The organism is Leisingera sp. CC-HEC093 (assembly GCF_059429195.1).
In genome coordinates this window covers 84,375-109,218 of record NZ_JCAIJR010000004.1, presented here as the reverse complement: position 1 = coordinate 109,218, position 24,844 = coordinate 84,375, and the positions used below count along the sequence as shown (strand labels likewise).

Annotated in this window: 16 protein-coding genes and 4 pseudogenes; 17 read left to right on the top strand and 3 right to left on the bottom strand. The window is 62.3% G+C overall.

From position 1 onward, the window contains the following. Window positions 1-32 precede the first annotated feature (32 nt). Window positions 33-1,658 carry an amidohydrolase gene (locus AC5STB_RS21765; RefSeq protein WP_495444952.1) on the top strand — a complete coding sequence of 542 codons (1,626 nt, stop codon included), beginning with the start codon at window positions 33-35 and terminating at the stop codon, window positions 1,656-1,658. After that, entirely contained in the window at window positions 1,658-3,148 is a 1,491-nt protein-coding gene (locus AC5STB_RS21760; protein WP_495444951.1) for a M81 family metallopeptidase, read from the top strand. The genes AC5STB_RS21765 and AC5STB_RS21760 overlap by 1 nt, the downstream gene beginning before the upstream one ends. 18 nt (window positions 3,149-3,166) lie before the next feature. Here the strand turns inward: AC5STB_RS21760 and AC5STB_RS21755 are convergent, their stop codons facing one another. After that, window positions 3,167-3,616, bottom strand: coding sequence for an Lrp/AsnC family transcriptional regulator (locus AC5STB_RS21755; RefSeq protein WP_495444950.1), 450 nt, complete (start codon window positions 3,614-3,616; stop codon window positions 3,167-3,169). Window positions 3,617-4,002: 386 nt separating this feature from the next. Here AC5STB_RS21755 and AC5STB_RS21750 point away from each other — a divergent pair, with 386 nt between their 5' ends. From AC5STB_RS21750 to AC5STB_RS21685, 14 genes and pseudogenes are all read left to right on the top strand, one after another. Next, the gene (locus AC5STB_RS21750) at window positions 4,003-6,252 is read left to right on the top strand and encodes a methyl-accepting chemotaxis protein (RefSeq protein WP_495444949.1); all 2,250 of its coding nucleotides are present in this window, start codon (window positions 4,003-4,005) and stop codon (window positions 6,250-6,252) included. Window positions 6,253-6,637: 385 nt separating this feature from the next. Further along, window positions 6,638-7,222, top strand: coding sequence for an ANTAR domain-containing response regulator (locus tag AC5STB_RS21745; protein ID WP_495444948.1), 585 nt, complete (start codon window positions 6,638-6,640; stop codon window positions 7,220-7,222). Beyond that, window positions 7,219-7,464: pseudogene (locus tag AC5STB_RS21740) on the top strand (ABC transporter substrate-binding protein); the annotation flags it as partial. The gene AC5STB_RS21745 and the pseudogene AC5STB_RS21740, both read left to right, overlap by 4 nt. Before the next feature lie 88 nt (window positions 7,465-7,552). Continuing rightward, entirely contained in the window at window positions 7,553-8,200 is a 648-nt protein-coding gene (locus AC5STB_RS21735) for an ABC transporter substrate-binding protein (protein ID WP_495444947.1), read from the top strand. A 264-nt stretch (window positions 8,201-8,464) separates the two neighbouring features. After that, window positions 8,465-9,832: a CmpA/NrtA family ABC transporter substrate-binding protein gene (locus tag AC5STB_RS21730; RefSeq protein ID WP_495444946.1), complete on the top strand. Its 1,368-nt coding sequence runs from the start codon at window positions 8,465-8,467 to the stop codon at window positions 9,830-9,832. Window positions 9,833-9,913: 81 nt separating this feature from the next. Next, entirely contained in the window at window positions 9,914-10,987 is a 1,074-nt protein-coding gene (locus tag AC5STB_RS21725) for an ABC transporter permease (RefSeq protein WP_495444945.1), read from the top strand. A 6-nt stretch (window positions 10,988-10,993) separates the two neighbouring features. Further along, on the top strand, window positions 10,994-12,676 hold the full coding sequence (locus tag AC5STB_RS21720; protein WP_495444944.1) for an ABC transporter ATP-binding protein: 1,683 nt from the start codon (window positions 10,994-10,996) through the stop codon (window positions 12,674-12,676). 4 nt (window positions 12,677-12,680) lie between these two features. Next, on the top strand, window positions 12,681-15,122 hold the full coding sequence (nirB, locus tag AC5STB_RS21715; RefSeq protein WP_495444943.1) for a nitrite reductase large subunit NirB: 2,442 nt from the start codon (window positions 12,681-12,683) through the stop codon (window positions 15,120-15,122). After that, entirely contained in the window at window positions 15,119-15,451 is a 333-nt protein-coding gene (nirD, locus tag AC5STB_RS21710; RefSeq protein WP_495444942.1) for a nitrite reductase small subunit NirD, read from the top strand. Before nirB ends, nirD begins: the two co-directional genes overlap by 4 nt. Beyond that, window positions 15,451-18,081 (top strand): molybdopterin-dependent oxidoreductase, encoded by a 2,631-nt coding sequence (locus AC5STB_RS21705; RefSeq protein ID WP_495444970.1) that lies wholly within the window; start codon window positions 15,451-15,453, stop codon window positions 18,079-18,081. The genes nirD and AC5STB_RS21705 overlap by 1 nt, the downstream gene beginning before the upstream one ends. An 11-nt stretch (window positions 18,082-18,092) precedes the next feature. Then, complete coding sequence (cobA, locus tag AC5STB_RS21700) at window positions 18,093-18,890, top strand: uroporphyrinogen-III C-methyltransferase (protein ID WP_495444941.1); 798 nt, start codon at window positions 18,093-18,095, stop codon at window positions 18,888-18,890. A 630-nt stretch (window positions 18,891-19,520) separates the two neighbouring features. Continuing rightward, window positions 19,521-20,408: a tyrosine-type recombinase/integrase gene (locus tag AC5STB_RS21695; RefSeq protein WP_495444940.1), complete on the top strand. Its 888-nt coding sequence runs from the start codon at window positions 19,521-19,523 to the stop codon at window positions 20,406-20,408. A gap of 12 nt (window positions 20,409-20,420) precedes the next feature. Beyond that, window positions 20,421-21,668 (top strand): annotated as a pseudogene (locus AC5STB_RS21690) (IS91 family transposase). Next, window positions 21,665-21,898, top strand: a complete 234-nt coding sequence (locus AC5STB_RS21685; RefSeq protein WP_495444939.1) for a hypothetical protein — start codon at window positions 21,665-21,667, stop codon at window positions 21,896-21,898. The pseudogene AC5STB_RS21690 and the gene AC5STB_RS21685 overlap by 4 nt, the downstream one beginning before the upstream one ends. A 236-nt stretch (window positions 21,899-22,134) precedes the next feature. On the opposite strand, the pseudogene AC5STB_RS21680 reads toward AC5STB_RS21685, so the two are convergent. Together AC5STB_RS21680 and AC5STB_RS21675 are read right to left on the bottom strand one after the other, a co-directional pair. Continuing rightward, window positions 22,135-23,108, bottom strand: a pseudogene (locus AC5STB_RS21680) (IS5 family transposase). 12 nt (window positions 23,109-23,120) lie between these two features. Next, window positions 23,121-23,255 carry a hypothetical protein gene (locus AC5STB_RS21675; RefSeq protein ID WP_495444938.1) on the bottom strand — a complete coding sequence of 45 codons (135 nt, stop codon included), beginning with the start codon at window positions 23,253-23,255 and terminating at the stop codon, window positions 23,121-23,123. A gap of 479 nt (window positions 23,256-23,734) precedes the next feature. Here AC5STB_RS21675 and AC5STB_RS21670 point away from each other — a divergent pair. After that, window positions 23,735-24,711 (top strand): annotated as a pseudogene (locus AC5STB_RS21670) (IS5 family transposase). Window positions 24,712-24,844: the final 133 nt, after the last annotated feature.

Sequence of the window (24,844 nt, the reverse complement as noted above, 5' to 3'; positions counted from 1 at the left end):
TCTGCTCGAAACCCCTCAACATCTGAAAGACCATGACCAGCACATTGTATTTTAACGGCGCTGTCCTGACGATGGACGCGGCCAATTCCTGCGCCCAGGCGGTGCTGACCGAGGGCGAAGTCACCCGCGCTGTTGGCGCTGAGGCGGACCTGCGCGCGCAAATGCCCGCGGGCACGCATGAGGTGGACTTGCAGGGCCAGACCCTGATCCCCGCCTTCATCGACCCGCACGGGCATTTCCCCGATCCCGGTTTCATCCGGCTGTTCCGGGTAAACCTCGCCTCAGCCCCCAGCGGCGACTGTCCGGACATCCCAACCGCGCTGGACCGGCTGCGGGCCAAGGCAGCCGAAACCCCTGCCGGGGAATGGGTGATGGGAGTGCTGTTCGACAATACCGCCATTGCCGAAGGCCGGATGCCAACACGCGCGGAGCTGGACAGTGTCTCAACCGAACATCCCATCTGGGTGATCCATGCCTCCGGCCACAACGGCGCCGCAAACTCGCTCGCGCTGGCGCACTGCGGCGTGAACCGGGATACGCCCGATCCCCTGGGCGGCCGCTTTGGCCGCGACCCGGACACCGGCGCGCTGACCGGGCTGATCGAGGGTCTTTCAGCAATGGGAGAGATGGGCGATACCGATTTCCTCATTGACCGAGAACGCTTCTGGGCCGGGTTCAACAGCTGCCGCGACGAATATCTGGCGCATGGTGTCACCTACGCTCAAAACGCCTGGGCCACGCGCAAGATGCTGGAGCATTTCGCCTCACTGCCCGCGGACCAGGACCCGGGCTATGACCTGATGCTGCTGCCGATCGGGGAACTGGAACCGGAGCTGAGCAGCGGCCCCGATGCGCTGGACTGGCCCGGCAATCCGCATTTCACCCTCGGCCCGCGCAAGCTGTTCACCGACGGGGCGTTCCAATTGCAAACCGCCTTGCTAAGCGCGCCTTACCACAAACCAGTGGACCCGGCGCACCCCTGCGGGATGTCATATGCGGATGCCGCTGAACACCGCCGCGAAGTAAAGAAGCTGCACGATCTGGGCTTTCAGATCCATTGCCACTGCAACGGCGATGCCGGGGCGCAGATGTTCATCGACGCAGTGGCGGAGGCGCTGGAGGCCAACCCGCGCGTCGATCACCGCCACACCATCATCCACGGGCAGGCCTTGCGCGACGACCAACTGCAGCAGATGGCGAAACTTGGGATCACCGTCAGTTTTTTCCCTGCGCATGTGCATTTCTGGGGCGACCGCCATTACGACACGTTTTTGGGGCCAAAGCGGGCAGAGCGGATTTCCCCCTGCGCCTCGGCGGAACGGTTCGGCGTGCGCTACACCATCCACAACGACGCTTCTGTCACGCCGACCCGGCCCATCCACCTGGCCCATTGCGCAGTGAACCGGCTGACCGCCAGCGGGCGGCGGCTGGGAGAAGCGCAGCGGATCAGCGCCTTGTCGGCCTTACGCGCCCAAACCATCGACGCCGCATGGCAGGTGTTTCAGGACGACATCCGCGGCTCCATTGAAGCGGGCAAGCTGGCGGATTTCGCGGTGCTGAACCGCAATCCGCTGGACGATCCGGACCAAATTGAGACCACCAAAGTCACCCGCACCATCCGCCGAGGGCGGACCGTCTGGGAGCAGGAACGCACATAATGCAAAGCAAACCGCGGATCGCCATTGCAGGCTTTCAGCATGAAACCAACTGCTTCGGCACCACCAAGGCCGGGCTGGCAGAGTTCGAGATGGCGGATTCCTGGCCTGCCATGCTGCACGGGGCGGAGGTGATCCGCGAGACCCATGGCATGAACCTGCCTATCGCAGGCTTTGCCCATGCGGCAGAGAAGGCCGGAATGCAGCTGGTGCCGATCCTGTGGTGCGCGGCGGAGCCCTCGGCGCATGTGACCGACCACGCTTTTGACACCATCTGCGGCAGGATCCTGAACGCGCTGCGCGCAGCCGGACGGCTTGATGGCATCTTCCTCGACCTGCACGGCGCAATGGTGACTGAAAGCCACCCCGACGGCGAGGGCGAAATCCTGCGGCGGCTGCGCGCCTGGGCCGGGCCGGACCTGCCCATCGCGGTCAGCCTGGACCTGCACGCCAATATCTCGCCTGCAACAGTAGAGCTGGCAGATTACATCGCGATCTACCGCACCTATCCGCATCTCGACATGGCCGAAACCGGCGCCCGCTGCGTGCCGGTGTTGCAGCACCTTCTGGCAGGCGACAGGCTGCACAAGGCATTCCGGCAGATGGACTGCCTGATCCCGCTGCACGCGCAATACACCGGCGCCGCACCAGGGCGGGATCTGTATGCCGCGCTGCCGCCGCTGGAGCAGGCAGGCATGCTCGCGGACATCGCGCTGGGGTTCACAGCAGCGGATTTCCCGGACACAAGGCCTTCCTGCGTCGCTTATGCCCGGACTGCCACCGCAGCGGTGCAGGCGGCGGACCACATTGCCGGGCTGTTCGCCAGGCTGGAGCCGCAGTTCAGCCACCCGATGCTGACACCCGGGCAAGCGGCAGAGATTGCCTGCCAGCCGCGCACTGGCAAACCGGTGGTGCTGGCGGATGTGCAGGACAACCCGGGCGCAGGCGGCACATCCGACACCACCGGCCTGCTGGCCGCACTGGCGCGGGCAGGCGCGCAGGGCGTGCTGATGGGGCTGTTTCATGATCCGGCGGCCGCCGCGGCGGCACATGAGGCGGGGCAGGGCGGCATTTTCCGCACAGCGCTTGGGGGACGCTCAGGCGCGGCGGGCGACCAGCCCTTTGAGGCGGAGTTCCAGGTTCTCGCGCTTGGCGATGGCAGCTGCCGCTATACCGGAGAGATGTATGGCGGCGGGGTGGCTGCGCTTGGCCCCACGGCGGCGCTGCGGCTGACGGGAGCCGGGGCGGACATCACCCTTGTTGTCACCAGCCTCCGCAATCAGTGCCTGGACCGGGCGCATTTCACCCATATCGGGCTGGATCCCGCCGCATACCGCACCGTTTGCGTGAAAAGCACCGCCCATTTCCGCGCCGACTTCGCGCCGCTCGCCAGCGCCGTCCACCCGGTTGCAGCTCCCGGCGTGTTTCCCTGCGATCTGACTCGTTTTCCGTACCAAAACCTGCATCCGGACGTCAGAACCGCCCCGCGATGACTCTTGGCGCGGCCCGGGTCACAGGATGTCGAGCGACACCTTCACCCGGTCCATCACCACCGAGGACGTAAACCGGCTGACATTGGATTCATCAAAGAAATACTCCTGCGTGAAGGTCTCGTATTCCTTGATGTCTTTGACGATGACCACAAGGATGAAATCCGCCTCACCGGTGGTGTAGTAGCACTGCTGGACCTGCGGCGCCTGACGCATCCTGCGCTTGAAGGCGTCCAGGTGCATCCGGCTTTCACGCTCCAGCACCACTTGCACGATCACCGTCATCTCGCGGCCCAGCTTGGCCGGGGACAGAATGGCGATCTCTCTCTCTATCACGCCGGTATCGCGCAGCTTTTTCAGCCGCTTCTGCACCGCAGGCGCCGACAGGCCAACCTCTTGGCTGATCGCCTCGGCGGTCAGCTGCGCATTGGACTGGATCAGCCGCAGGATGTCGTGGTCTTTGTTGTCCATGGCTGATTTTTGGTCCGGTTCGGCGGAAATGACAACGCGAAAACCCGCCGCAGGCACAACCAGCCGGCATCCTTAACCCGGTTTTGCGCACTCTTCACTGATGTGAAATCATTCAATGTGAATATGTCGCGGCCTGACGGATTGCGCCACCCAAGTGCCGGCAAGCCAGAGCACCGGCGACAGTATACTCAATTTTTTATAGCCCACTTCCGAAGGGTTGCCGGTTTTATACACCGTTCAAATTTGCGGCATCCATTTTGCGGAAATTCCATAAAACTTCATTTGCGCCGGTCCAACGGTACACACTTTCTTCAGGACTTTCCGGGTTAAGTCTCTTCTAAGCCCCGGTCTGCCCGGGCGCGAAAGACCGCAGGAGACCCTGGCCAATGCCCCGACTAACGAAACTGCCGCTGAAACTGAAACTGCCGCTGATCATGGTGGCACTGACGGGTGTCTTCCTGGTCACCGTGTCCGTGCTGGTCTATTCCATGGCAGAGCGCAGCATCCGGGAAAACGCCTTTGCCGCCCAGAAGATCGAGGCCAAATCCGGCGCTCAGGCGCTGGGGTTCCTGATTAAGGCCGCGCGTGCGGACGTGTCCAGCCTTGCCGGCCAGCCTGCGGTGTTCCGCGCGATCAGCAACTTCGAGCGGGTGATCGGCATGGTCGAGGAAGAGGATCCCATCGCCTATCTGAAACAGACCTATGCCACGGAAAATCCCAACCCGGCGCACCAGCGGGAGGAGTTGACCGATGCGGGCGACGGCTCCTACTACAACCAGTCGCATGTCACCTATCACCCCACATTCCTGCAAAGCCTGAGCCTCAACGGCTATCAAGACCTCTATCTGATCACCCCCGCGGGGCAAGTGGTCTACTCAGTGAAGAAGCAGGGGGATTTCATGACCGGCGTTCAAGAGGCACCGGACAGCGGCCTGGCCCAGGTTTTCCAGACCGCGCTGGAGGCAGAAGCGGGAACTGTTGCAGTGGCGGATTTCGCCGCATACAGCCACAGTCCGGAGGCCGCCGCCTTCATGGCCGCCCCAGTGTTTACCAAACGCGGCGGCATTGCCGGGGTGATTGCCATCCAGCTGGGCACCACCGGCGTCGTCAAGGCCTTGACCAGCAACCTGTCCGGCGGCACCCACCAAAACATATATGTGGTCAGCAGCGACGGTGTGGCCCGCAGCCCGTCTTCGGTCGACGGTCTGTTCCCGGTGTTGCAGAAGATGCCGGATTTGCCGCAGATCCTGGCCGCCAAAAGGCGCGAGACAGGCCAGTTCGAGGGCGTGGCCTCCTCGCTGGGGGAACGCGCCATAGCCCAGGTGATGCCGCTGGACCTGCCCGGTTTTGACTGGTCGCTGGTGCTGGAAACAGATGAGCACACCGCCTTTGCCGTGGTGGAGCGCATCCGCCTGATTGCCGCCGGCATGATCGGCGCTGCGCTGCTGGCAGCGATCGGGGTTTCCTGGCTGGCAGCGCGCAGCGTGACCCGCCCGATCCACGCCCTGCGAGAGGCCACCAATGCGCTGGCCGACGCCGACTATACTTCCGAAATCCAGGGGCTCGCCCGCGGCGACGAGCTGGGTGACCTGGCCCGCAGCCTTGACACCTTCCGCGGCAAGCTGAAGGAGGCGGATGAGGCTGCTGCCCGCGAAGTGGAGGCCGCCCGCCACACCGCCGCCGTGGTCGAAAGCATGAGCGCTGCCCTGGCAGAGCTGCAGCGCGGCAACCTGGCCTGCGACATCCAGGCGCCTTTTGACGGCCACTACGAAACCCTGCGGGAGAACTTCAACCGCAGCCTGAAGCGGCTGCGCGGCTCTATGGCAGAGGTGGTCGGTGCCGCCGAAAACGTCGGCCGCTTCTCCGAGGAGCAGCGCGGCGCCGCCACCGAGATGGCGCACCGCACCGAAGGCCAGGCCGCCACGCTGGAAGAAACAGCAGGCGCCATCCGCGAGCTGACCGGCGGCATCCGCGACACCGCCGACCGCGCAGGCCGGATGGACGAGACCATGCGCGGCGCCCGCAGCGAGGCAGAGCAGAGCACCGATGTCGTGACCTCGGCGGTGGAGGCCATGGACCAGATCCAGCAGGCCTCGGCCGAGATTTCCAAAATCATTAATATGATCGACGATATCGCCTTCCAGACCAACCTTCTGGCGCTGAACGCGGGCGTCGAAGCTGCCCGCGCAGGCCCCGCGGGCGCGGGCTTCGCGGTGGTTGCCTCCGAGGTGCGGGCACTGGCGCAGCGTGCGTCCAATGCCGCCGGCCAGATCAAGGGGCTGACTTCTGCCAGCGAAGAACACGTCGCCAACGGCGTCGCCATGGTGGGCCGCGCAGGCGATGCGCTGACCAGCATCATCGAACAGGTTTCGGCGGTGTCGGGGCTGGTAACGGAAATTGCTGACGGCGTGCGCGTCCAGTCGCGCGGGCTGGAAAAAATCGATGGCGCCATGCACCAGCTGGACAACATGACCCAGCAGAATGCCGCCATGTCGGAAGAGGCCGCTGCCGCCAGTCAGCTTCTGCAGCATGAATCACAAAGCCTGACAGACATCATCGGCCGCTTCGACCCGGGCGGCACTGGCGCTGCAGCAGCCACCGGGTTCCAAAGCGAACCGCAGCGGCTGATTGCCTGAACACGCTTTCCCCCGGCGCCTGCCCGGGGGAAAGCGCTCAACGGCATCCGGCATTATTTAACATAAGCAGGATTATCGGAATTAACCCTGTCGCCGCAAAGCAGTAATGTCACCCATCAGCAAAGCCGACTCTGAGTTCACTCGATCATTGCCGCAGTGCAGCCCGTAAAACCGGACCTTGCTCCACGGTGCAGCAATTCTAAGATCAAAGTTGGACAAGCGAGACAGCACTGCATTCGGCATTACGGCTGCCGTCGTTGCCCGTCTTCTTCAAGCCAAATGTTCGGGCAATTCGCTCAAAATTTCGGCGCGCATGGGCTGCATGAAAACCGCACTGGACCAGTTACCTTTACAGCCTTCTTCCGCCCACATCATGCTGTGCCGCATGCCCGATGCCCTTTCCATAATAGTTGTCGAAGCTGACCGTGAGCGCGCGTTCATGATTGTGGATGGGCTGCGCGAAGCTGGAGAATTCGACATGCAGGTCCTTTCGGAACCGTCAGGACTTGCACGTCAGATCCAGCTGCGTGACCCGGATGTTGTCCTCATCGATGTCGAAAACCCGTCCCGCGATGTACTGGAGGAATTGGCACTGGCATCCGGCACCAAGGACAGGCCTGTGGCGATGTTTGTGGACAGAAGTGAAGACGGGATGTCTTCGGCCGCCGTAGAAGCCGGGGTTTCGGCCTATGTGGTGGATGGGTTGCAGCCTGCACGGCTAAAGCCAGTTCTGGACGCCGCCATCGCCCGCTTCCGGATGTTTCAGCGCATGCGCACAGAACTGGCTGAGACCAAACGCGCCTTGGAAGAGCGCAAGGTCATCGACCGTGCCAAGGGGATGGTCATGAAGGCCAGGGGCATCGGCGAGGACGAAGCCTATGCGCTGCTGCGCAAGGCGGCGATGGACCAGAACAAGCGTGTCGCCGAGGTTGCAGAGGCACTGGTCACCGCAGCTGAGCTGCTGGCATGAGCCCGACGCGGATCCCCACAGGCTATGTACCGCTGACCGATTCAGCACCGCTTATTGCGGCGCAGGAAATGGGTTTTGCCGCCGAAGAACGGCTGACGCTGGAGCTGTACCGCGCGCCCTCCTGGTCGTCGCTGCGGGATATGCTGGCCTTTGGCCGGGTTGACGCCGCCCATATGCTCGCCCCGGTGCCGGTCGCTGCGGCGCTTGGCCTCGGCGGCGCCAGCCCGCCGCTGTCAGTGCTGTCTGTACTCTCCGTCAATGGCACCGTCATCGGTGTCAGCAACAGCCTGGCTCGCAGGCTGGCCGATGCCGGTCACACGTTTTCCTTCAATGACGCTGTATCCGCCGGCAGAACCCTGGGGCTCCATGGTGGTGGAACAGGGGGCAGGCGCGCTGCTGCTGCCTGGCCAAGCGGTCTGGTCCTTTGCGCCGGAAAAGGTGCTGGCTGTCCGCAGCACCTGGGCGGAGACCGAACCCGGCCTGTCCGGCCGCCTGATCCGGGCGCTGTGGCGCGCGGGACGCTGGCTGACTAACCCGGCCTCCCGCGGGCTGGCGGCCGAAATCTTGTCCTCCCGGAGGTATCTCGATCTGCCAGCCGAAATCATCGAGCGGGCTCTCTCGGGGACATTCACGGTCTCGGCGCAGGGCCTGCAGCGCGATGCGCCCGGTTTCATCGGGTTCCATGACGGTGCAGCTGGCTTTCCCTGGCGCAGCCAGGCCCAATGGATCGCCCTGCAGCTCGCACAGCGGAACAGCCTGGACCGCCAGGCGGCGCTTGCAAAGGCCGTGCATGTTTTCCGCAGCGATCTATACCGCAACGCCCTGAGCGGGACCGGTGCGGACTTGCCCGGCGCCTCTTCGAAACTGGAAGGCGCGATCAGCGCCCCGCTGCTGGCAGCGGGAGAACCGGAAGCCGTCAGCTTGCTGCAGAACCGGTTCTTTGATGGTCGCGTTTTTGACCCTCTGGCAGCGGATTGATGAAAAATCAGGCAGTTTTCCGGCAGGTCATGCTGCAGTGCAGAAAATTGTGCTGCATCAGCAAGGGAACTGTTGGCGCATCCCCGTTCTTCCGGCAGTTTGAATACAGACAGGCAACGGAGCCTGACTGAGAATTTTCCCGAAGACCGGGTTTCACTGAGCAAAGCCGCTCGACCCACCGCCACTCCTCCCGGCGGTGCGTGTCAGCGGCTTTTTCTGTTCCGCCCACTGGGCCGGACACAGCTAGGAAAAGGAAACAACCCGATGAAGAAACTCATCATGGCGCTTGCGGCCTCCACGGCACTGACCGGACCGGCGCTGGCCGGAACACTTGATCTGGAAAAAGATGTGCTGACCTTCGGCTTCATCAAGCTGACGGATATGGCACCGCTGGCAGTGGCTTATGAACAGGGATTTTTCGATGACGAAGGGCTGTTCGTCACGCTGGAAGCACAGGCGAATTGGAAAGTTCTGCTGGATGGCGTGATCGACGGCACCCTGGACGGCGCCCATATGCTGGCCGGTCAACCGCTGGCCGCGACCATCGGCTATGGCACCGAAGCGCATATCGTCACACCATTTTCCATGGACCTCAACGGCAACGGCATCACCCTGTCCAATGAGGTGTGGGAAATGATGAAGCCGAACCTGCCCACGGACGCGGACGGCAATGTCGCGCATCCGATTTCAGCCTCTTACCTGAAGCCGGTGATCGAAGACTTCAACGCCAAGGGCAAGCCATTCAATATGGGCATGGTGTTCCCGGTCTCCACCCACAATTACGAGTTGCGCTACTGGCTGGCAGCCGGCGGCATCAACCCCGGGTACTACTCGCCCGAGGACGTGACCGGACAGATCGGCGCCGAGGCCTTCCTGTCGGTGACACCGCCGCCGCAGATGCCTGCGACACTAGAGGCAGGCACCATCTCCGGTTACTGCGTGGGTGAGCCATGGAACCAGCAGGCTGTGTTCAAGGGCATCGGCGTTCCGGTCATCACTGATTACGAGCTGTGGAAGAACAACCCAGAGAAAGTTCTCGGCTTCACTGCCGAGTTTGCCGAGGAGAACCCGAACACCACCCGTGCCGTGGTCAAGGCTCTCATCCGTGCAGCCATGTGGCTGGACGAAAACGAGAATGCCAACCGCCCCGAAGCGGTGGAGATTTTATCGCGCCCAGAGTACGTCGGTGCCGATTACGAGGTGATCGCCAACTCGATGACCGGCACCTTCGAGTACGAAAAGGGCGACAAGCGCAATGTCCCGGATTTCAACGTGTTCTTCCGCTACAACGCCACCTACCCGTTCTACTCGGATGCCATCTGGTACCTGACCCAGATGCGCCGCTGGGGGCAGATTGCCGACCCCAAACCCGACAGCTGGTATGACGAAGTCGCCCGGGCGGTCTACAAACCCGAAATCTACCTCGAAGCCGCAAAAATGCTGGTCGATGACGGCCTGGCAAATCCCGAAGACTTCCCCTGGGACAGCAACGGCTACAAGGCCCCGACCCCGGCAGAGGACATCATTGACGGCATTCCCTTCGATGGCAAAGCACCCAACGCCTACATCGACAGCCTGCCGATCGGGCTGAAGTCCGGCCAGACCGTCGTCGGCAACGCCGTTCAGGGCTGACACCGCACGGGAGGCGTGCGGGGCGATACACCTGCAATGGCAAGCAGCGCACCCTCCCCAGCAATCCCAGAGGACCAGACAATGACCACCGTTGACCCCGACACGCTCAACTCCGAGGCGCGCCGCGCCCGGCTCTTCACCCGCATCAACAAGATGGACGCCTGGTTTCAGGTTCTTGGCCTGGCCTGGCTCACCCCGGTTCTGAAAGCCGCAGCCGGTGACAATCCCAAGGCACAGATGAGGGAAATTTGGCGCCTTCTGGCGGTTCCGCTTATCGCAATCGCCGCGTTTCTTGTTCTCTGGGGCACATTGGCACCCAAAGTGCGGACCTCGCTGGGCGCCATCCCCGGCCCGGCTGCGGTTTGGACCGAAGCCGTGAACCTGCACCAGGATGCGCAGGCAAAGGCCGCCAAGGAGCGTTCCCATTACGAAAAGGTTGAAGCCCGCAACCAGCGGTTCATCGACCGCGGGCAGCCGGAACGGGTCAAGGACATCCCCTTCACGGGCCCCCCATCCTACTACCAGCAGATCTGGACCTCGATCCAGACCGTCTTTTTCGGGTTCCTAATCGCCTCCGCGGTGGCAATTCCGCTTGGCATTCTGGCGGGCCTGTCCCCGGTTGCGAACTCCGCTATCAACCCTCTGGTACAAATCTTCAAACCCGTGTCTCCGCTGGCCTGGTTGCCGATCGTCACCATGGTGGTCTCCGCGCTTTACGCCACTAATGACGGGCTGTTCTCCAAGTCCTTCCTGGTCTCCGCGATCACCGTCACGCTCTGCTCGCTGTGGCCGACACTGATCAACACCGCGCTGGGGGTGGCTTCCATCGACAAGGACCTGGTGAATGTCTCCAAGGTTCTGAAAATGAACACCTACACCAAGATCACTAAGCTGGTGCTGCCCTCGGCCCTGCCGCTGATCTTTACCGGTCTGCGCCTGTCTCTGGGTGTCGGTTGGATGGTGCTGATCGCAGCCGAAATGCTGGCCCAGAACCCGGGCCTCGGCAAATTTGTCTGGGACGAATTCCAGAACGGCTCCTCCCAGTCGCTGGCCAAGATCATCGTTGCAGTCCTGACCATCGGCATCATTGGCTTCCTGCTCGACCGCGTGATGTATGCGCTGCAATCGCTCTTTACCTTCTCGAACAACCGGTGATCCTTTATGAGCGTTCTTGAATTCAACAATGTTTCCAAGAGCTTCGGTGAAGGCACCGTCCGCACCGACGTTCTGAAAGACATCAACCTGTCCGTCGAGGAGGGCGAGTTCCTCGTGCTCCTGGGCTTCTCCGGCACTGGCAAGACGACGCTGGTAAACCTGATGGCGGGTCTGGAAATGCCCTCCAAAGGCTCGGTCGCTTACAGAGGCAAGGAAATCACCGGACCTAGCCCCGAGCGCGGCGTGATCTTCCAGAGCTATTCGCTGATGCCCTGGCTCACAGTGAACGGCAATGTCTCCCTCGCCGTCGACACGATCTTCCCAACCATGGGCAAAGCGGAAAAACAGGCGAAGGTGGACCGTTACGTGAAGATGGTCGGCTTGGGCCACGCCGCAAACCGCCGTCCGGCGGAACTGTCCGGAGGGATGCGCCAGCGGGTCAATGTGGCACGCGCCCTGGCAATGGACCCGGAGGTGCTGCTGCTGGATGAGCCGCTCTCGGCACTGGACGCGCTGACCCGTGCCAATCTTGCAGACGAGATCGAGGCGATCTGGGAGGCGGACAAGAAAACCTGTGTCCTGATCACCAACGACGTGGACGAAGCGATCCTGCTGGCCGACCGCATCATTGCGCTGAACCCGGATGGCAGCCTGGGGGATGAGTTCAGAGTCACTATCCCCCGCCCCCGCGACCGGTCCGCGATGAACACTGACGAGACCTTCAAACGCCTGCGGGTTGAGGTGACCTCCTACCTGATGGATGCGGGCATCGAGGCCAAGACCGAAGGGGCGCGGATCCTGCCCGATGTAACCCCGATCCACGGGCTGCCCGCAGCCATTGCCGAGGCGTCGAAGTCGCTGACCGAAGAACGCTTTCTGGACTTCTCGCAACTGTACAAGATCTACCCGACCCCCAAAGGACCGCTCACCGTGGTCGAGGATTTCAACCTCAAGATCAACAAAGGCGAGTTCATCTCGCTGATCGGCCACTCGGGCTGCGGCAAATCCACCGTGCTGACCATGGCCGCCGGACTGAACCCAATCTCCAAGGGGGCAATCAAGCTCGACAGGAAACACGTCGAAGGCGCCGATCCGGAACGCGCCGTCGTGTTCCAATCGCCCAACCTGTTTCCCTGGCTCACCGCGCGGGAGAACTGCGCCATAGGCGTCGACAAGGTCTATCCCAAGGCCTCCCAGGCCGAGCGTCAGGACGTGGTGGAATACTACCTGGAGCGTGTCGGTCTGAGCGATGCCATGGACAAGCCTGCCAGCGCCATGTCGAACGGCATGCAGCAGCGGGTGGGCATTGCGCGCGCCTTTGCCCTGTCGCCCAAGCTGCTGCTGCTCGATGAACCCTTCGGCATGCTCGACAGCCTGACACGCTGGGAGCTGCAGGAGGTGCTGATGGAGGTCTGGTCGCGCACCAAGGTGACCGCCATCTGCGTGACCCACGACGTGGACGAGGCGATACTGCTCGCTGACCGGGTAGTGATGATGACCAACGGCCCCCAGGCCACCATCGGCAAGATCACCGAGGTCGGCCTGCCTCGCCCCCGCACCCGCAAGGCGCTGCTGGAGCACCCGGACTACTACACCTATCGGCAGGAGGTGCTCGATTTCCTGGAGGAATACGAACACGGGGCCAAGCCGGCCCCCAAACCAGCCTCAGACAAGATTGCAGCGGAGTAAGACCATGACCCAGAAACTCGTCATCATCGGGGCCGGCATGGCATCCGGCCGGGTGATTGAGCATCTGCTCGATGCGGACCCGGACGCCTATGACATCACCCTCTTCAACGCTGAGCCGCGCGGCAACTACAACCGCATCATGCTGAGCCCGGTTCTATCCGGCGATAAGACCTATGAAGACATCGTCACGCACAACGATGACTGGTACGCGCGGAACGGCGTCACTTGCCGCTTCGGTGAGCATGTCACTGCCATCGACCGGGCGCGTAAGGTTGTCACCGGCGAAAACGGCGAGGTGCCATATGACAAGCTGATTGTCGCCACCGGCTCCGCCCCCTTCATCATCCCGGTGCCGGGCCACGATCTGCCGGGGGTAATCTCCTACCGCGACCTGGACGACACCAACGCGATGATCGACGCCGCCGCCAAGGGCGGCAAGGCAGTCGTGATCGGCGGCGGCCTTCTCGGGCTGGAGGCGGCTGCGGGCCTGAAGGAGCGCGGCATGGACGTGACCGTGCTGCACCTGATGGGCCACCTGATGGAACGCCAGTTGGACGAGGCCGCGGGCTACCTGCTGCGCAAGGATCTGGAGGCGCGCGGCATCACCGTGAAGACCCAAGCCTCCACCAAGGCGATCCTGGGCGAGGACCGCGCCCGGGCGGTGCTGCTGGAAAGCGGCGAGACGCTGGGGGCCGATCTGGTGGTGATGGCGGTGGGCATCCGCCCCGAAACCCGGCTTGCAACCGATGCGCATCTGGATGTGGCGCGCGGCATCGAGGTGAATGCGCAGATGCAGACCTCGGCCCCGGATGTCTACGCTGTCGGCGAATGCGTGGAGTTCGATGGCCACCTGTTTGGCCTGGTGGCGCCGCTTTACGACCAGGCCAAGGTTTTGGCAGACAGCCTGCTGGGTGAGCGGAAGGCCTTTGTGGTCAAGGAGCTAGCCACCAAGCTCAAAGTCACCGGCTGCGACCTGTTCAGCGCCGGGGATTTTGCCGAGGGCGAGATCCGCGAGGACATCGTCTTCCGCGACCCCTCCCGCGGCATCTATAAACGCCTGGTGATCGAGGAGGACCGGCTGATCGGCGCCGTGATGTACGGCGACACAGCCGATGGCAGCTGGTTCTTCGGGCTGATCAAGGACGGCACAGATATCTCGGACATGCGCGACACGCTGATCTTCGGCCCAGCCTATGAGGGGGGGGCCTCCGCGGACCCTTTGTCAGCCGTTGCAGCATTGCCGCCTGAGGCGGAAATTTGCGGCTGCAACGGCGTTTGCAAGGGACAGATCACCAGCGCCATCGAAGGCGGCGCAACAGACCTCGGCGCAATCCGCGCTGAGACCAAAGCCAGCGCCTCCTGCGGCACCTGCACCGGGCTGGTGGAACAGCTGCTGTCGGTAACGCTGGGCGATGACTACGCCGCCCCCCAGGCCCAACCCATCTGCGGCTGCACCAGCCACACCCACGAGGACGTCCGGCGCCTGATCAAATCTAAGGAACTGAAGAGCCAGGCTGCGGTCTGGCAGGAACTGGGCTGGACCAGTCCCAACGGCTGCCACATATGCCGCCCCGCGGTGAACTACTACCTGCTGGCGGACTGGCCGCTGGAATATCAGGACGATCCGCAAAGCCGCTTTGTCAATGAGCGCAAGCACGCCAACATCCAGAGGGATGGCACTTTCTCCGTGGTGCCGCGCATGTGGGGCGGCCTCACCACCCCGGACGAGCTGCGGGCAATCGCTGACGCCGCAGATAGATACGATGTGCCGACGGTCAAGGTCACCGGCGGCCAGCGGATCGACCTCTTAGGGGTGAAAGGCGAAGATCTGCCCGCCATCTGGTCCGATCTGAACCGGGCAGGGCTGGTCTCGGGCCACGCCTATTCCAAGGGGCTGCGCACGGTGAAAACCTGCGTCGGCACCGATCACTGCCGCTTTGGCACCCAGGACTCGACCGGTTTGGGTATCAAGCTGGAGAAACACCTGTGGGGCTCCTGGACGCCGCATAAGCTGAAGTTGGCTGTCTCTGGCTGCCCGCGCAACTGCGCCGAAGCGACCTGCAAGGACATCGGCGTGGTCTGCGTCGACAGCGGCTATGAGATCCACGTGGGCGGCGCCGCCGGCATGGAGATCAAGGGCACCGAGCTCCTGTGCAAGGCCGGAACCGAGGAAGAAGCGATCGAGGTGATCTCGGCCATGACCCAGATCTACCGCGAGAACGCCAAATATCTCGACCGGATTTACAAGTGGCTGGCCAAGGTCGGGCTCGACTGGGTCAAGGAGCAAATTGTGAACGACCTGGATAACCGCAAGGCACTGGCAGAACGGTTTGCGCTGTCGCAATCCGTCTACCGAAAGGACCCCTGGGCCGAACACGCGCAGGACAGAACCACCCGGGCGCAATACGCCCCCCTTGCCGACCTTACTCTGGAGGCTGCGGAATGAACTGGATCGACATCGGCCATATCGACGATATTCCCCTGCGCGGCGCACGAGTGGTCAAAACGCCGCTCGGCTGCGTCGCCCTGTTCCGCACCGGCCCGGACGAAGTCTTTGCCGCCGACGACCGCTGCCCTCACAAAGGCGGCCCGCTGTCCGAAGGCATCGTGCATGGCCAAAGCGTGACCTGCCCGCTGCACAACTGGGTTTTCGACCTCAACACCGGCGAGGCGCAGGGCGCGGATGAAGGCCGGATCAGCACCTACCCTGTGCGGGTCGATGGCCGGCGTCTCCTGATTGATGGCGTTGCAATCGGTAAACGGAGCGCCGCGTGATGCCGGGTGCCGGCTGTAAGGAAACCCGCTCCACCTGCCCCTACTGCGGCACCGGCTGCGGCGTACTGCTGCGCCCGGATGGCGCGGGCGGGCTGGAAGTGCGCGGCGACCCGGACCACCCGGCCAACCGCGGGCGGCTCTGCTCAAAGGGGATGGCACTGGGGGAAACCGTAGGGCTGGCGGGCCGTCTGCTGGCACCGCAAGTGCAGGGCCGCGAAACCGATTGGGACAGCGCGCTGGACCTGGTAGCCCGCAAATTCCGTCAGACGGTGGATCAGCATGGCCCGGACAGCGTCGGGTTCTACCTGTCGGGGCAGATGCTGACCGAGGACTACTATGTCGCCAACAAGCTGATGAAGGGCTTTCTCGGATCGGCCAATATCGACACCAACTCACGCCTGTGCATGGCCTCCACCGTGGCCGGCCACAAACGCGCCTTCGGCACCGATACGGTGCCCGGCACCTATGAGGATCTGGAGCAGGCGGATCTGGTCGTTCTGGTGGGCTCCAACCTCGCCTGGTGCCATCCCGTGTTGTACCAGCGCATCCTGGCGGCCCGCGAAAACCGCGGCTCCAAGCTGGTGGTGATCGACCCGCGCCGCACCGCCAGCTGCGATCAGGCGGACATGCATCTGAAGCTGCGCGCGGGTAGCGACGTGGCGCTGTTCAACCGGCTGCTGGCAACGCTCTACGAGGGCGGTGCACTGGACGCGCAGTACCTGAGAAATGTGAATGGGCTGAGTGAGACGCTGGAAGCGGCCATTGCAGCCGATGCCTCGGTCACCGGGTTGTCTAGCTGCGAAATTACAGCATTCTGCAGCCTTTGGATGCGCACCGAAAAGGTAGTGACCATCTTCAGCCAGGGCGTGAACCAATCAACCTCCGGTGCGGATAAGGTCAACGCAATCCTGAACTGCCATCTGGCCGCCGGCCGCATCGGCAAACCCGGCTGCGGACCGTTTTCGGTGACCGGTCAGCCCAATGCCATGGGCGGGCGCGAAGTCGGGGGGCTGGCCAATATGTTGTCCTGCCATATGGACCTTGAGAACCCGCAGCACCGGGCTGCCGTGCAAGAATTCTGGAACGCACCGACGATGCCGGAGCGGGCTGGCCTGAAAGCGGTCGACCTGTTCCGCGCGGCAGGTAACGGACAGATCAAGGCACTGTGGATCATTCACACGAACCCAGCCGTCACCATGCCCGAAGCAGATGCCGTATCCGCCGCCATCAGGGCCTGCGATTTCACCGTGGTCAGCGACATCACCACCGCGACAGACACCGCCCGGCTTGCAGATGTTCTGCTGCCCGCCGCCGCCTGGGCGGAAAAGGACGGCACCGTCACCAATTCGGACCGCACCATCAGCCGTCAACGGACTGTTCTGCCGCCGCCCGGTCAGGCTCGCGCAGACTGGGACATTCTGGCGGAGGCAGGCAGGCGCATGGGCTGGGACACGGCGTTTGACTACCAGACGCCGACGGAGATCTTCCGCGAGCACGCAGCGCTTTCGGGCCTTGCCGGCAGCTTCGGGCTGGATTTCGACATCTCCGGTCTCGCCGGGATCTCCGGCCAGGAGTATGACGATCTGTCTCCGCAGCGCTGGCCGGTCAGCCGCAGTCGCCAGGGCGGCCGATTCTTTGCGGATGGGCAGTTCTTTCACCCGGACGGCAAGGCACGCATGCTGGCTGTCCGGCACCGCGCCCTGGCGGCCATGCCAAGCCAAGATTTTCCGTTCCGCCTGAACACGGGCCGCATCCGGGATCAATGGCACACGATGACCCGCACCGCTCGGTCCGCCCGCCTGTCGGGGCATTTCGCGGAACCCTTTGCTGATATCCATCCCCAGGACGCCAAGGCGCTGGGAGTGAAACCCGCGGACCTGCTGCGCCTGCGCAGCCCGCATGGCCGGGTCATCCTGCGCGCACGGATCAACACAGATGTGCAGCCCGGCGACCTGTTTGTACCAATCCACTGGACCGGTGAAACCGCCCCCTCTGCGCGCATCGATACGCTCGTCGCTGCCGTTACCGATCCGGTTTCAGGCCAACCTGAAAGCAAAGCGGCGGTTGTTGCAGTGGAACGCTTTCAACCCGCCTGGTACGGCTTTGCCGTTTCCCGCCACCAGATGACCCCGCGAACAGAGTATTGGGCGGTGGCGCGGACCGGCACCGGATACCGTGCAGAACTGGCCGGGCTCACTCCCATTACAGACCCAGAAACCGCTGCGCGGGACCTGTTCGCCATGCCGGACGCCGAGGTGCAATTGATGACAGACAGCCGTAAAGGCATTGCCCGGCTGGCCTTGTTTCAGAACGGCAAAGTCATGGCGGCGCTGTTTACCGCACCGGAGCCGGTAGCGGTCAGCCGGGACTATCTGGCGGGCCTGCCGGGCACCAGCGCCGCGGGCGTTCTAACCGGCCTTCCGGCGGCGGACCAGCCGGACCCCGGCCCGGTGGTCTGCGCCTGTTTCAACGTTGGGGCCAACATCATTCTGCAAGCTATCGAAAGCGGCGGGCTGCTGAGCCTAGAAGACGTCGGCATTGCCTTGCAGGCCGGAACAAACTGCGGCTCTTGCCGATCTGACATCGCCGGCTTGCTGGCACGGCGCCCATTTCCGCAGGCCGCAGAATAGGAAGACTTCGAATGACAGACGCTCCAGCAACTCAAGAAGCACAAGGCTCGCTTGCCCTGGTGGGCGCCGGACCCGGCGCACGCGACCTGCTGACGCTCCGCGCGATGCAAAGGCTGCAGCAGGCCGATACGGTTTTCTATGACCGCCTGGTTGATGAAGAGGTTCTGGAACTGGCCCCGCCCGCGGCTAAACGGGTCTTCGTCGGCAAACACGTTGGGGCCCACGCCTGGCCGCAGGACAAGATCAACGCGGTGATCGTGGCTGAGGCGCTGAAAGGCCGCCGGGTTGTGCGCCTCAAATCGGGTGACCCCGGTATCTTTGGCCGCGTTGCCGAAGAACTGGCCGCCGCCCGCGCCGCCGGCGTAGAGGCCGAGGTCGTTCCCGGGGTCACGGCCGCCTGCGCTGCCGCCGCGCAGACAGGTATCCCGCTGACCGAACGCGGCGTGTCGGACACACTTGTGCTGACCACAGCCAAATGCAAGGCCGGCGACCCTCTTCCCGACTGTGCTCGCTATGCAAAGCCAGGAACCACGATTGTCTTTTACATGGCCGTCAGGCAGGCATCCCGGGTACGCGACGGGTTGCTCCGGCTGGGCATGCCTCCATCTACTCCTGTCACGATTGCAGCGGATGTTTCCAAGCCCAACGCGCGAACGGTATTTTGCAACATCAGCGCGATACCGGAAACCATAGATCTGCACGAAATTTCCGGCTGCGCAACAATCGTCATCACATACCCCAAGCCCAGATCCGGGCAGATACCTCCCCAGGCAGCTGGGTCACGTCAGCAAATGGCACGGCCTGATTAACGTCAAGTCAGCAACTTCCAGACCCTTCTCGGCTAGATCGTTGTGGAAGGATGCGGTCCTGTGGAAATACTTTTGCTTGTTGAAGCACCCTTCGACCCAGTTTCGCAGCAGCTAAAGTAACCAACCGGAAACGATGCATTTTTTGGAACTCGCGCAAAGAGATCACGGGGCGTATTCTTGCATTGAACGGCCGTTTGGCGCTGGCTTCGTCAAGCTGCTGCCCGCAACGGCTATCACGATGGCTTTTGACATGTGGCGGCCGCGAAGCAGTCAATTACCGTGGTGCACTAACTACCAGGTTTATGGCCCCTAGCGGAAACGGCCCATTGCAGACACCCGACACAACCCGCCGCCGCAATGCAGCGGTCGTCAGAGCAGTCATTGGCAACCGGGTGCAGCATTTCAAACCATCCAGCACCTCCCGCGGGACCTTCCAGTCGTTCGCTGCGGCTGCGAAAAACCGGCGCCAAACAAGCCTCTTCCCCTAGCGACGGGCGGGAGGACGAAGCCGCTATCGCGGCAATGGCGCTTGTTGCTGGCGTAATAAGCCGATGCTGACGGCGCGTATTTTGCGATCTTGCTGACCTGTCTGACGATTGGGGTTTCTCAATCTGATGACAGGAGGTTCCCATGACAGAGGAGAAAATGAGCCCGCTGCGTGCGCGGATGATTGAAGATATGCGCATTCGCGGAATGTCACCGAAGACCCAGCAAGGCCATATCAGGGCGGTCAGGTACTTGGCCGAGTTCATCGGCCGCTCACCCGATACAGCGACACCGGATGAGCTGCGCGCGTACCAGCTTCACATGACAGATAGCGGCGTCTCGACCGGTGTATTTAACGCCAGGATCGTGTCGCTGCGCTTCTTTTTCGGTATGACCTGCGGGCGCGAAGAGATGAAGCGGTACATGCAGTTCCGGCGCAAGGCGAAGAAGCTGCCCGTTGTTTTGAGCGTCGAAGAGGTTGGCGATCTATTGGCGGCGGTTCCTGGACCGGGGCTGAAGTATCGTGCCGCCTTGGGGATCAGCTATGGTGCCGGGCTGCGCGCATCCGAAGTCTGCAATCTCAAGGTCTCAGATATCGACAGCGGCCGGATGCTGATCCATGTCGACGAGGGCAAAAATGACAAAGACCGCAAGGCCATGCTGTCACCTGCCTTGCTCGATCTGCTCCGGGATTACTGGCGCGAGGCGCGCCCCGAAGGTTGGCTGTTTCCGGGCAAACCCAAGATCATGGCGCTTTCACCGCGCCAGTTGAACCGCGCGTTCACCTCGGCCAAGCACATGGCTGGGATCAACAAACCCGCCACGCTGCACACCTTGCGCCACAGCTTTGCCACGCATCTGCTCGAGGCTGGAACGGACGTGCGGGTGATCCAGGTGCTCTTGGGACATTCCAAGCTCAGCACGACAGCGCGCTACACGCATGTCGCGACCAAGACCATCCGCGGCACTGTCAGCCCGTACGAGATGTTGGAGAAGCTGCAGGACCACACCGTCAGGCGGGGACTGGAGTAGCGGCTCAGGCGGTTGCCGCGCCCCCGGCTGGAGATTGCTGACATCTTTCGGAAGTATGGACCCACATATCGACGGGCCAATATGGGTCATGTCAGTCTCGGTCAACTGAAGGTAATGTCGGCGATAGAGGCTTGCCGAACCGACGCGCTCGGCGGCCACGTGGCCGCTTGCACCAAGTGCGACCATCACCACATTGCGTACAACAGCTGCAAGAACCGGCACTGTCCCAAATGCCAGGGACCTGCCGCTCGCGACTGGATGGAGGCGCGCGCAGAGGATTTGCTGCCGGTCGAGTACTTCCACGTTGTCTTCACTTTGCCAGCCGAGATCACCCGTATCGCCTATTGGAATCAGAAGGCGATCTACGGTCTGCTGTTCCGCGCATCTGCGCAAACCGTGATGACCATAGCGGCTGACCCGAAACGCCTCGGAGCAAAGGTCGGCATGACCAGTGTCCTGCACACATCGCACCAGAGGTGCGTTTCCTAAAAAATGAGGCGCGCCTTTGGCGCGACGGGATCGGCGCTGACACACCATCCCCACATCCACATGATTGTCCCCGGTGGCGGCCTGTCACACGACGGCACGAGGTGGGTCGCCTGCAAACCGGGGTTCTTTCTGCATGTGCGGCTATTGGCGCGGCTGTTCCGCCGCCTGTTCCTGGAAGGGCTCATGGATCGGCACCGCGCAGGTCAACTCACCTTCTTCGGCGACCTCAATAGCCTGGCACAGGCGGACAAGTTCGCGCAGTGGCTCTCCCCGTTCCGTAAATCCGACTGGGTGGTCTATGCCAAACCGCCCTTTGGAGGGTCCGAGGCGGTGCTGGCATATCTGAGCCGGTACACCCACCGGGTCGCGATCTCAAACCATCGCCTCGTCAGCGCCGATGCCGACACCGTCGCGTTCCGCTGGAAGAATTACAGGATCAAGCGCGGTGATCGCCAAAAGGTCATGCGTTTGGCAACGCCCGAGTTCATCCGCCGCTTCCTGATCCACGTTCTTCCCGATGGGTTCCATCGCATCCGCCACTACGGCCTGTTGGCCAGTGCTGCGCGCAAAACAAACATCACGAAGGTCCGAGCGCTGCTCGGTGTTCAAAACGCCGGTCAAACCACGGAAACAGAGCCAGAACCCGAGACCACCCCTCTCACTTTGCGCGAACCTTGCCCATGCTGTGGGGGCGACATGCGCATCATCGAGATCTTCCGGCGCGGCCAAAGACCAATGTCGCGCGCCCCACCCAAGGAGCGGGCCGCATGACACCAGACCTGTTCAACCAACGCGACATCAGCCGGCTATCCTTGGATGATCGGTCGAAACCGCTTGCGACCATCATTCGAAATGACGGCATAAAACGCATCATGCGCCCTCAATCGTTGAAATACTTACGACCGGGGTTGCCGAAAGCAAATGCATCAAAGGCATCTAACACAGTCAACCGCGCGCCCATGCAAACGTCAGCCTCACCCGTCGGTGCTCTTTCCCCATAGCTCGATCCCAGACCCCCGCGGCTTCCTCCTTCCGAGGTTTGTCAACGCGGGCCGCGCGTAGCTCTGAAGGCAAAGTTGCACCCCGGCCCACATCGAAAAACCTTCAGGGAAACGGTAGTTCACTAAAATTCTGCAAGTGCGAAGCCCAGACAACAAAAGCGGACCAGCTTTGCTCCTTGTTGGACTTTGTTGCACAAATCGGTTTGTGAGCGCACTTCCCCTTTCCCCGGACGGACTTATCCTACGGGCTCTGTGACAGGTATGCCAAGAGCCGTGTAGCGGTTGAGAACCGCGACGCGGACCTGGACTTCCGCGACTTGCCGCTCAAAGTCTCTCGCCATCAGGGATTGGCCGAGGAGTTTGATGCAGTTCATCTTGCTCTCGACGCGGCTTCGGCGGTGGGATCCGCTCCATCGTCGCCAGATCGCGCGGCCGAGGTAACGCGAAGCATTGACCGCTTCGTTGCGGGCGATGGCCCCGGCACTCGTGGGCTTCCAGGGTTTGGCATTCTTACGTGGCGGGATCACGGCATAAGCCCCTCGCGCCGCAATCGCGTCATGGCATTTGCGCGTATCGTAAGCGCCGTCTGCGGTCACCGATCCGACGCTCTGACCGGGTGGAATTTGGTCGAGTAGCTCCGGCAGCATCGGTGCGTCACCCACATTGCTGGTCGTGACCTCCACGGCCCGCACTTCCAGCGTTTCTTCGTCAATTCCTATGTGTATCTTGCGCCAGAGGCGGCGCTTGGGCGCACCATGCTTGCGCGCGTTCCACTCACCTTCGCCCTCCGCTTTGATGCCGGTGCTGTCCGCCGCCCGGCAGTGCATCACGCAGTGATGTCACGAGAGGGGATCAGCAAGTTCAGCGGGCCAGTGCCACCCTGGTAGGGCAGGCTCACGTTCAGCGTCTTCTGGCGGCGGCACAGGGTGCTATAGTCGGGCACTGTCCAGTCCAGTCCAACCAGCCGCAGAAGGCTTTGCACGACCCCGGTCGTTTGCCGAAGCGGCATCCCGAACAGCACTTTCAGCGTCAGGCAAGTCTGGATCGCAGAGTCGCTGAAACGCTGCTGGCGACCTCGCGTGCCGCTCGGTGGTGGCTCCCAGATCATCTCCGGGTCAAACCAAATCGACAGCGATCCGCGCTGCTTCAATGCTGCGTTATACGAAGGCCAGTTCCTGGTCTTGTACTTCGTCGGGGCCCAACTGCCCATGCTCCCCTGCTATCACTCTGGATCCACAAGATGAATCCCTCGCGGAATTTGTGCAACAAAGCCATTCGGACTGTTAATATACTCGCCGGTAAAATTCCCTTCCATTAAAGCAGTAAGAAATTCCAATTGCGCGTCACTCAATTGCATATGCCTGCATCCTTTCCATCACTTAATAGTTTGTTCACAGCGCCCTCAAGGTCACGAAGCGGGTCAATCCAAACTGACCAGTCCGCTTCTGTTGAACTCTCAGGAGGTTTCGGCCAATGACTTTCCAGGTCGCTTCCCGTAAAGAATGAGAACTGGACAGACACACCGCTAGATCTGACGGCTCCTCCCAAGCAGCTATGGGAATCCTTGAAGTTTGAATAAATTGGAAGGTTGGGCCAGCAGGTTATCTTCACGTCGTACCCGAAGAGATTTGGGTTCTGCAATAAGAACTCCTTTTTCCCGCCTTCTGATAGTTCAAAGAGCGGATGCCGATTTGGCCATTCGTCCAAAATCTCTTTACTCGCAATTCCGAATTTCAACTGCTGCAAACGGTAATTGCTCCCTCTCCCAAGCAGGGGCGTTGTTGCACAAAAGGTTGAGGGATTCACCTCGTGAATCCAATGTAGTAGCCGGAAGTCATGAGCAGACCTCCGAAGACGACCTACAAGACCACCAACTGGCAAAGCTACAATCAGGCACTGAGGCAGCGCGGATCACTGACCTTTTGGTTCGATCCCTCGATGCAGTGGGAGGCCATTCCGTCGGGGCGCCGCGGCCGTCAGCAGGCCTATAGCGATGCTGCGATCCAGGCCTGCCTCACCTTCAAGACACTCCTCGGGCTGCCGCTCCGCCAAGCGACCGGTTTCGTGGCGAGCCTGCTCGAACTGTCCGGGCTCGGCTGGTCCGCGCCGGACTTCAGCACTCTGTCACGTCCCATTGCCCGGCAGGCGATTTGCAAGGCAAATCTGCCGAGAGGGGCCAGAAGACCTTGAACGTGACGATCCCGTATCGCGGTTCCAAGGGGCCGCTGCATCTGCTCGTGGACTGCACCGGCATTAAGGTGGAAGGCGAAGGCGAGTGGCACACGCGCAAGCATGGCGGCTCGAAACGAAGGGTCTGGCGCAAGATCCACCTCGGGATCGATGAGGAAACGCTGGAGATCCGGGCGGTCGAGGTCACCTCCAGCAATGTCGGCGACGCGCCGATGCTGCCGGACCTGCTTGCCCAGCTGCCCCCGGATCAGGAGATCGCCACCGTTACAGCAGACGGTGCCGACGACACGCGCGCCTGCCACGACGCCGTCGCCGGCCGCGGCGCAGCAGCAATCATTCCGCCCCGCCGCAACGCGAGACCCTGGAAGCCGGACACGGCAGGAGCCCGAGCGCGCAACGAGATCCTGCGGACTTCAAAGTATCTTGGCCGGGCGCTGTGGCGGAACTGGAGCGGCTACCACCGACGTAGCAGGGTGGAGACGAAAATGAACTGCGTGAAGCTGCTCGGACAGAGGCTGATGTCACGCGACTTCGACCGCCAGGTTGCCGAAGTTCAGATCCGGGCGGCGGTCATGAACAGCTTCACTGCCCTCGGCATCCCGGTCACCGTGGCCCTGGGATAAGTGTATCCGGGAAAGGGGAACTGCGGTCATCAGCTGATTTGTGCAACAGCGCCACTCTCCTTGCATAAGGTAGCGAGGACGAGCGGACATGGACTGGTCATGGCTTCAGGCGCCATCGCCATGCTGATCCCGC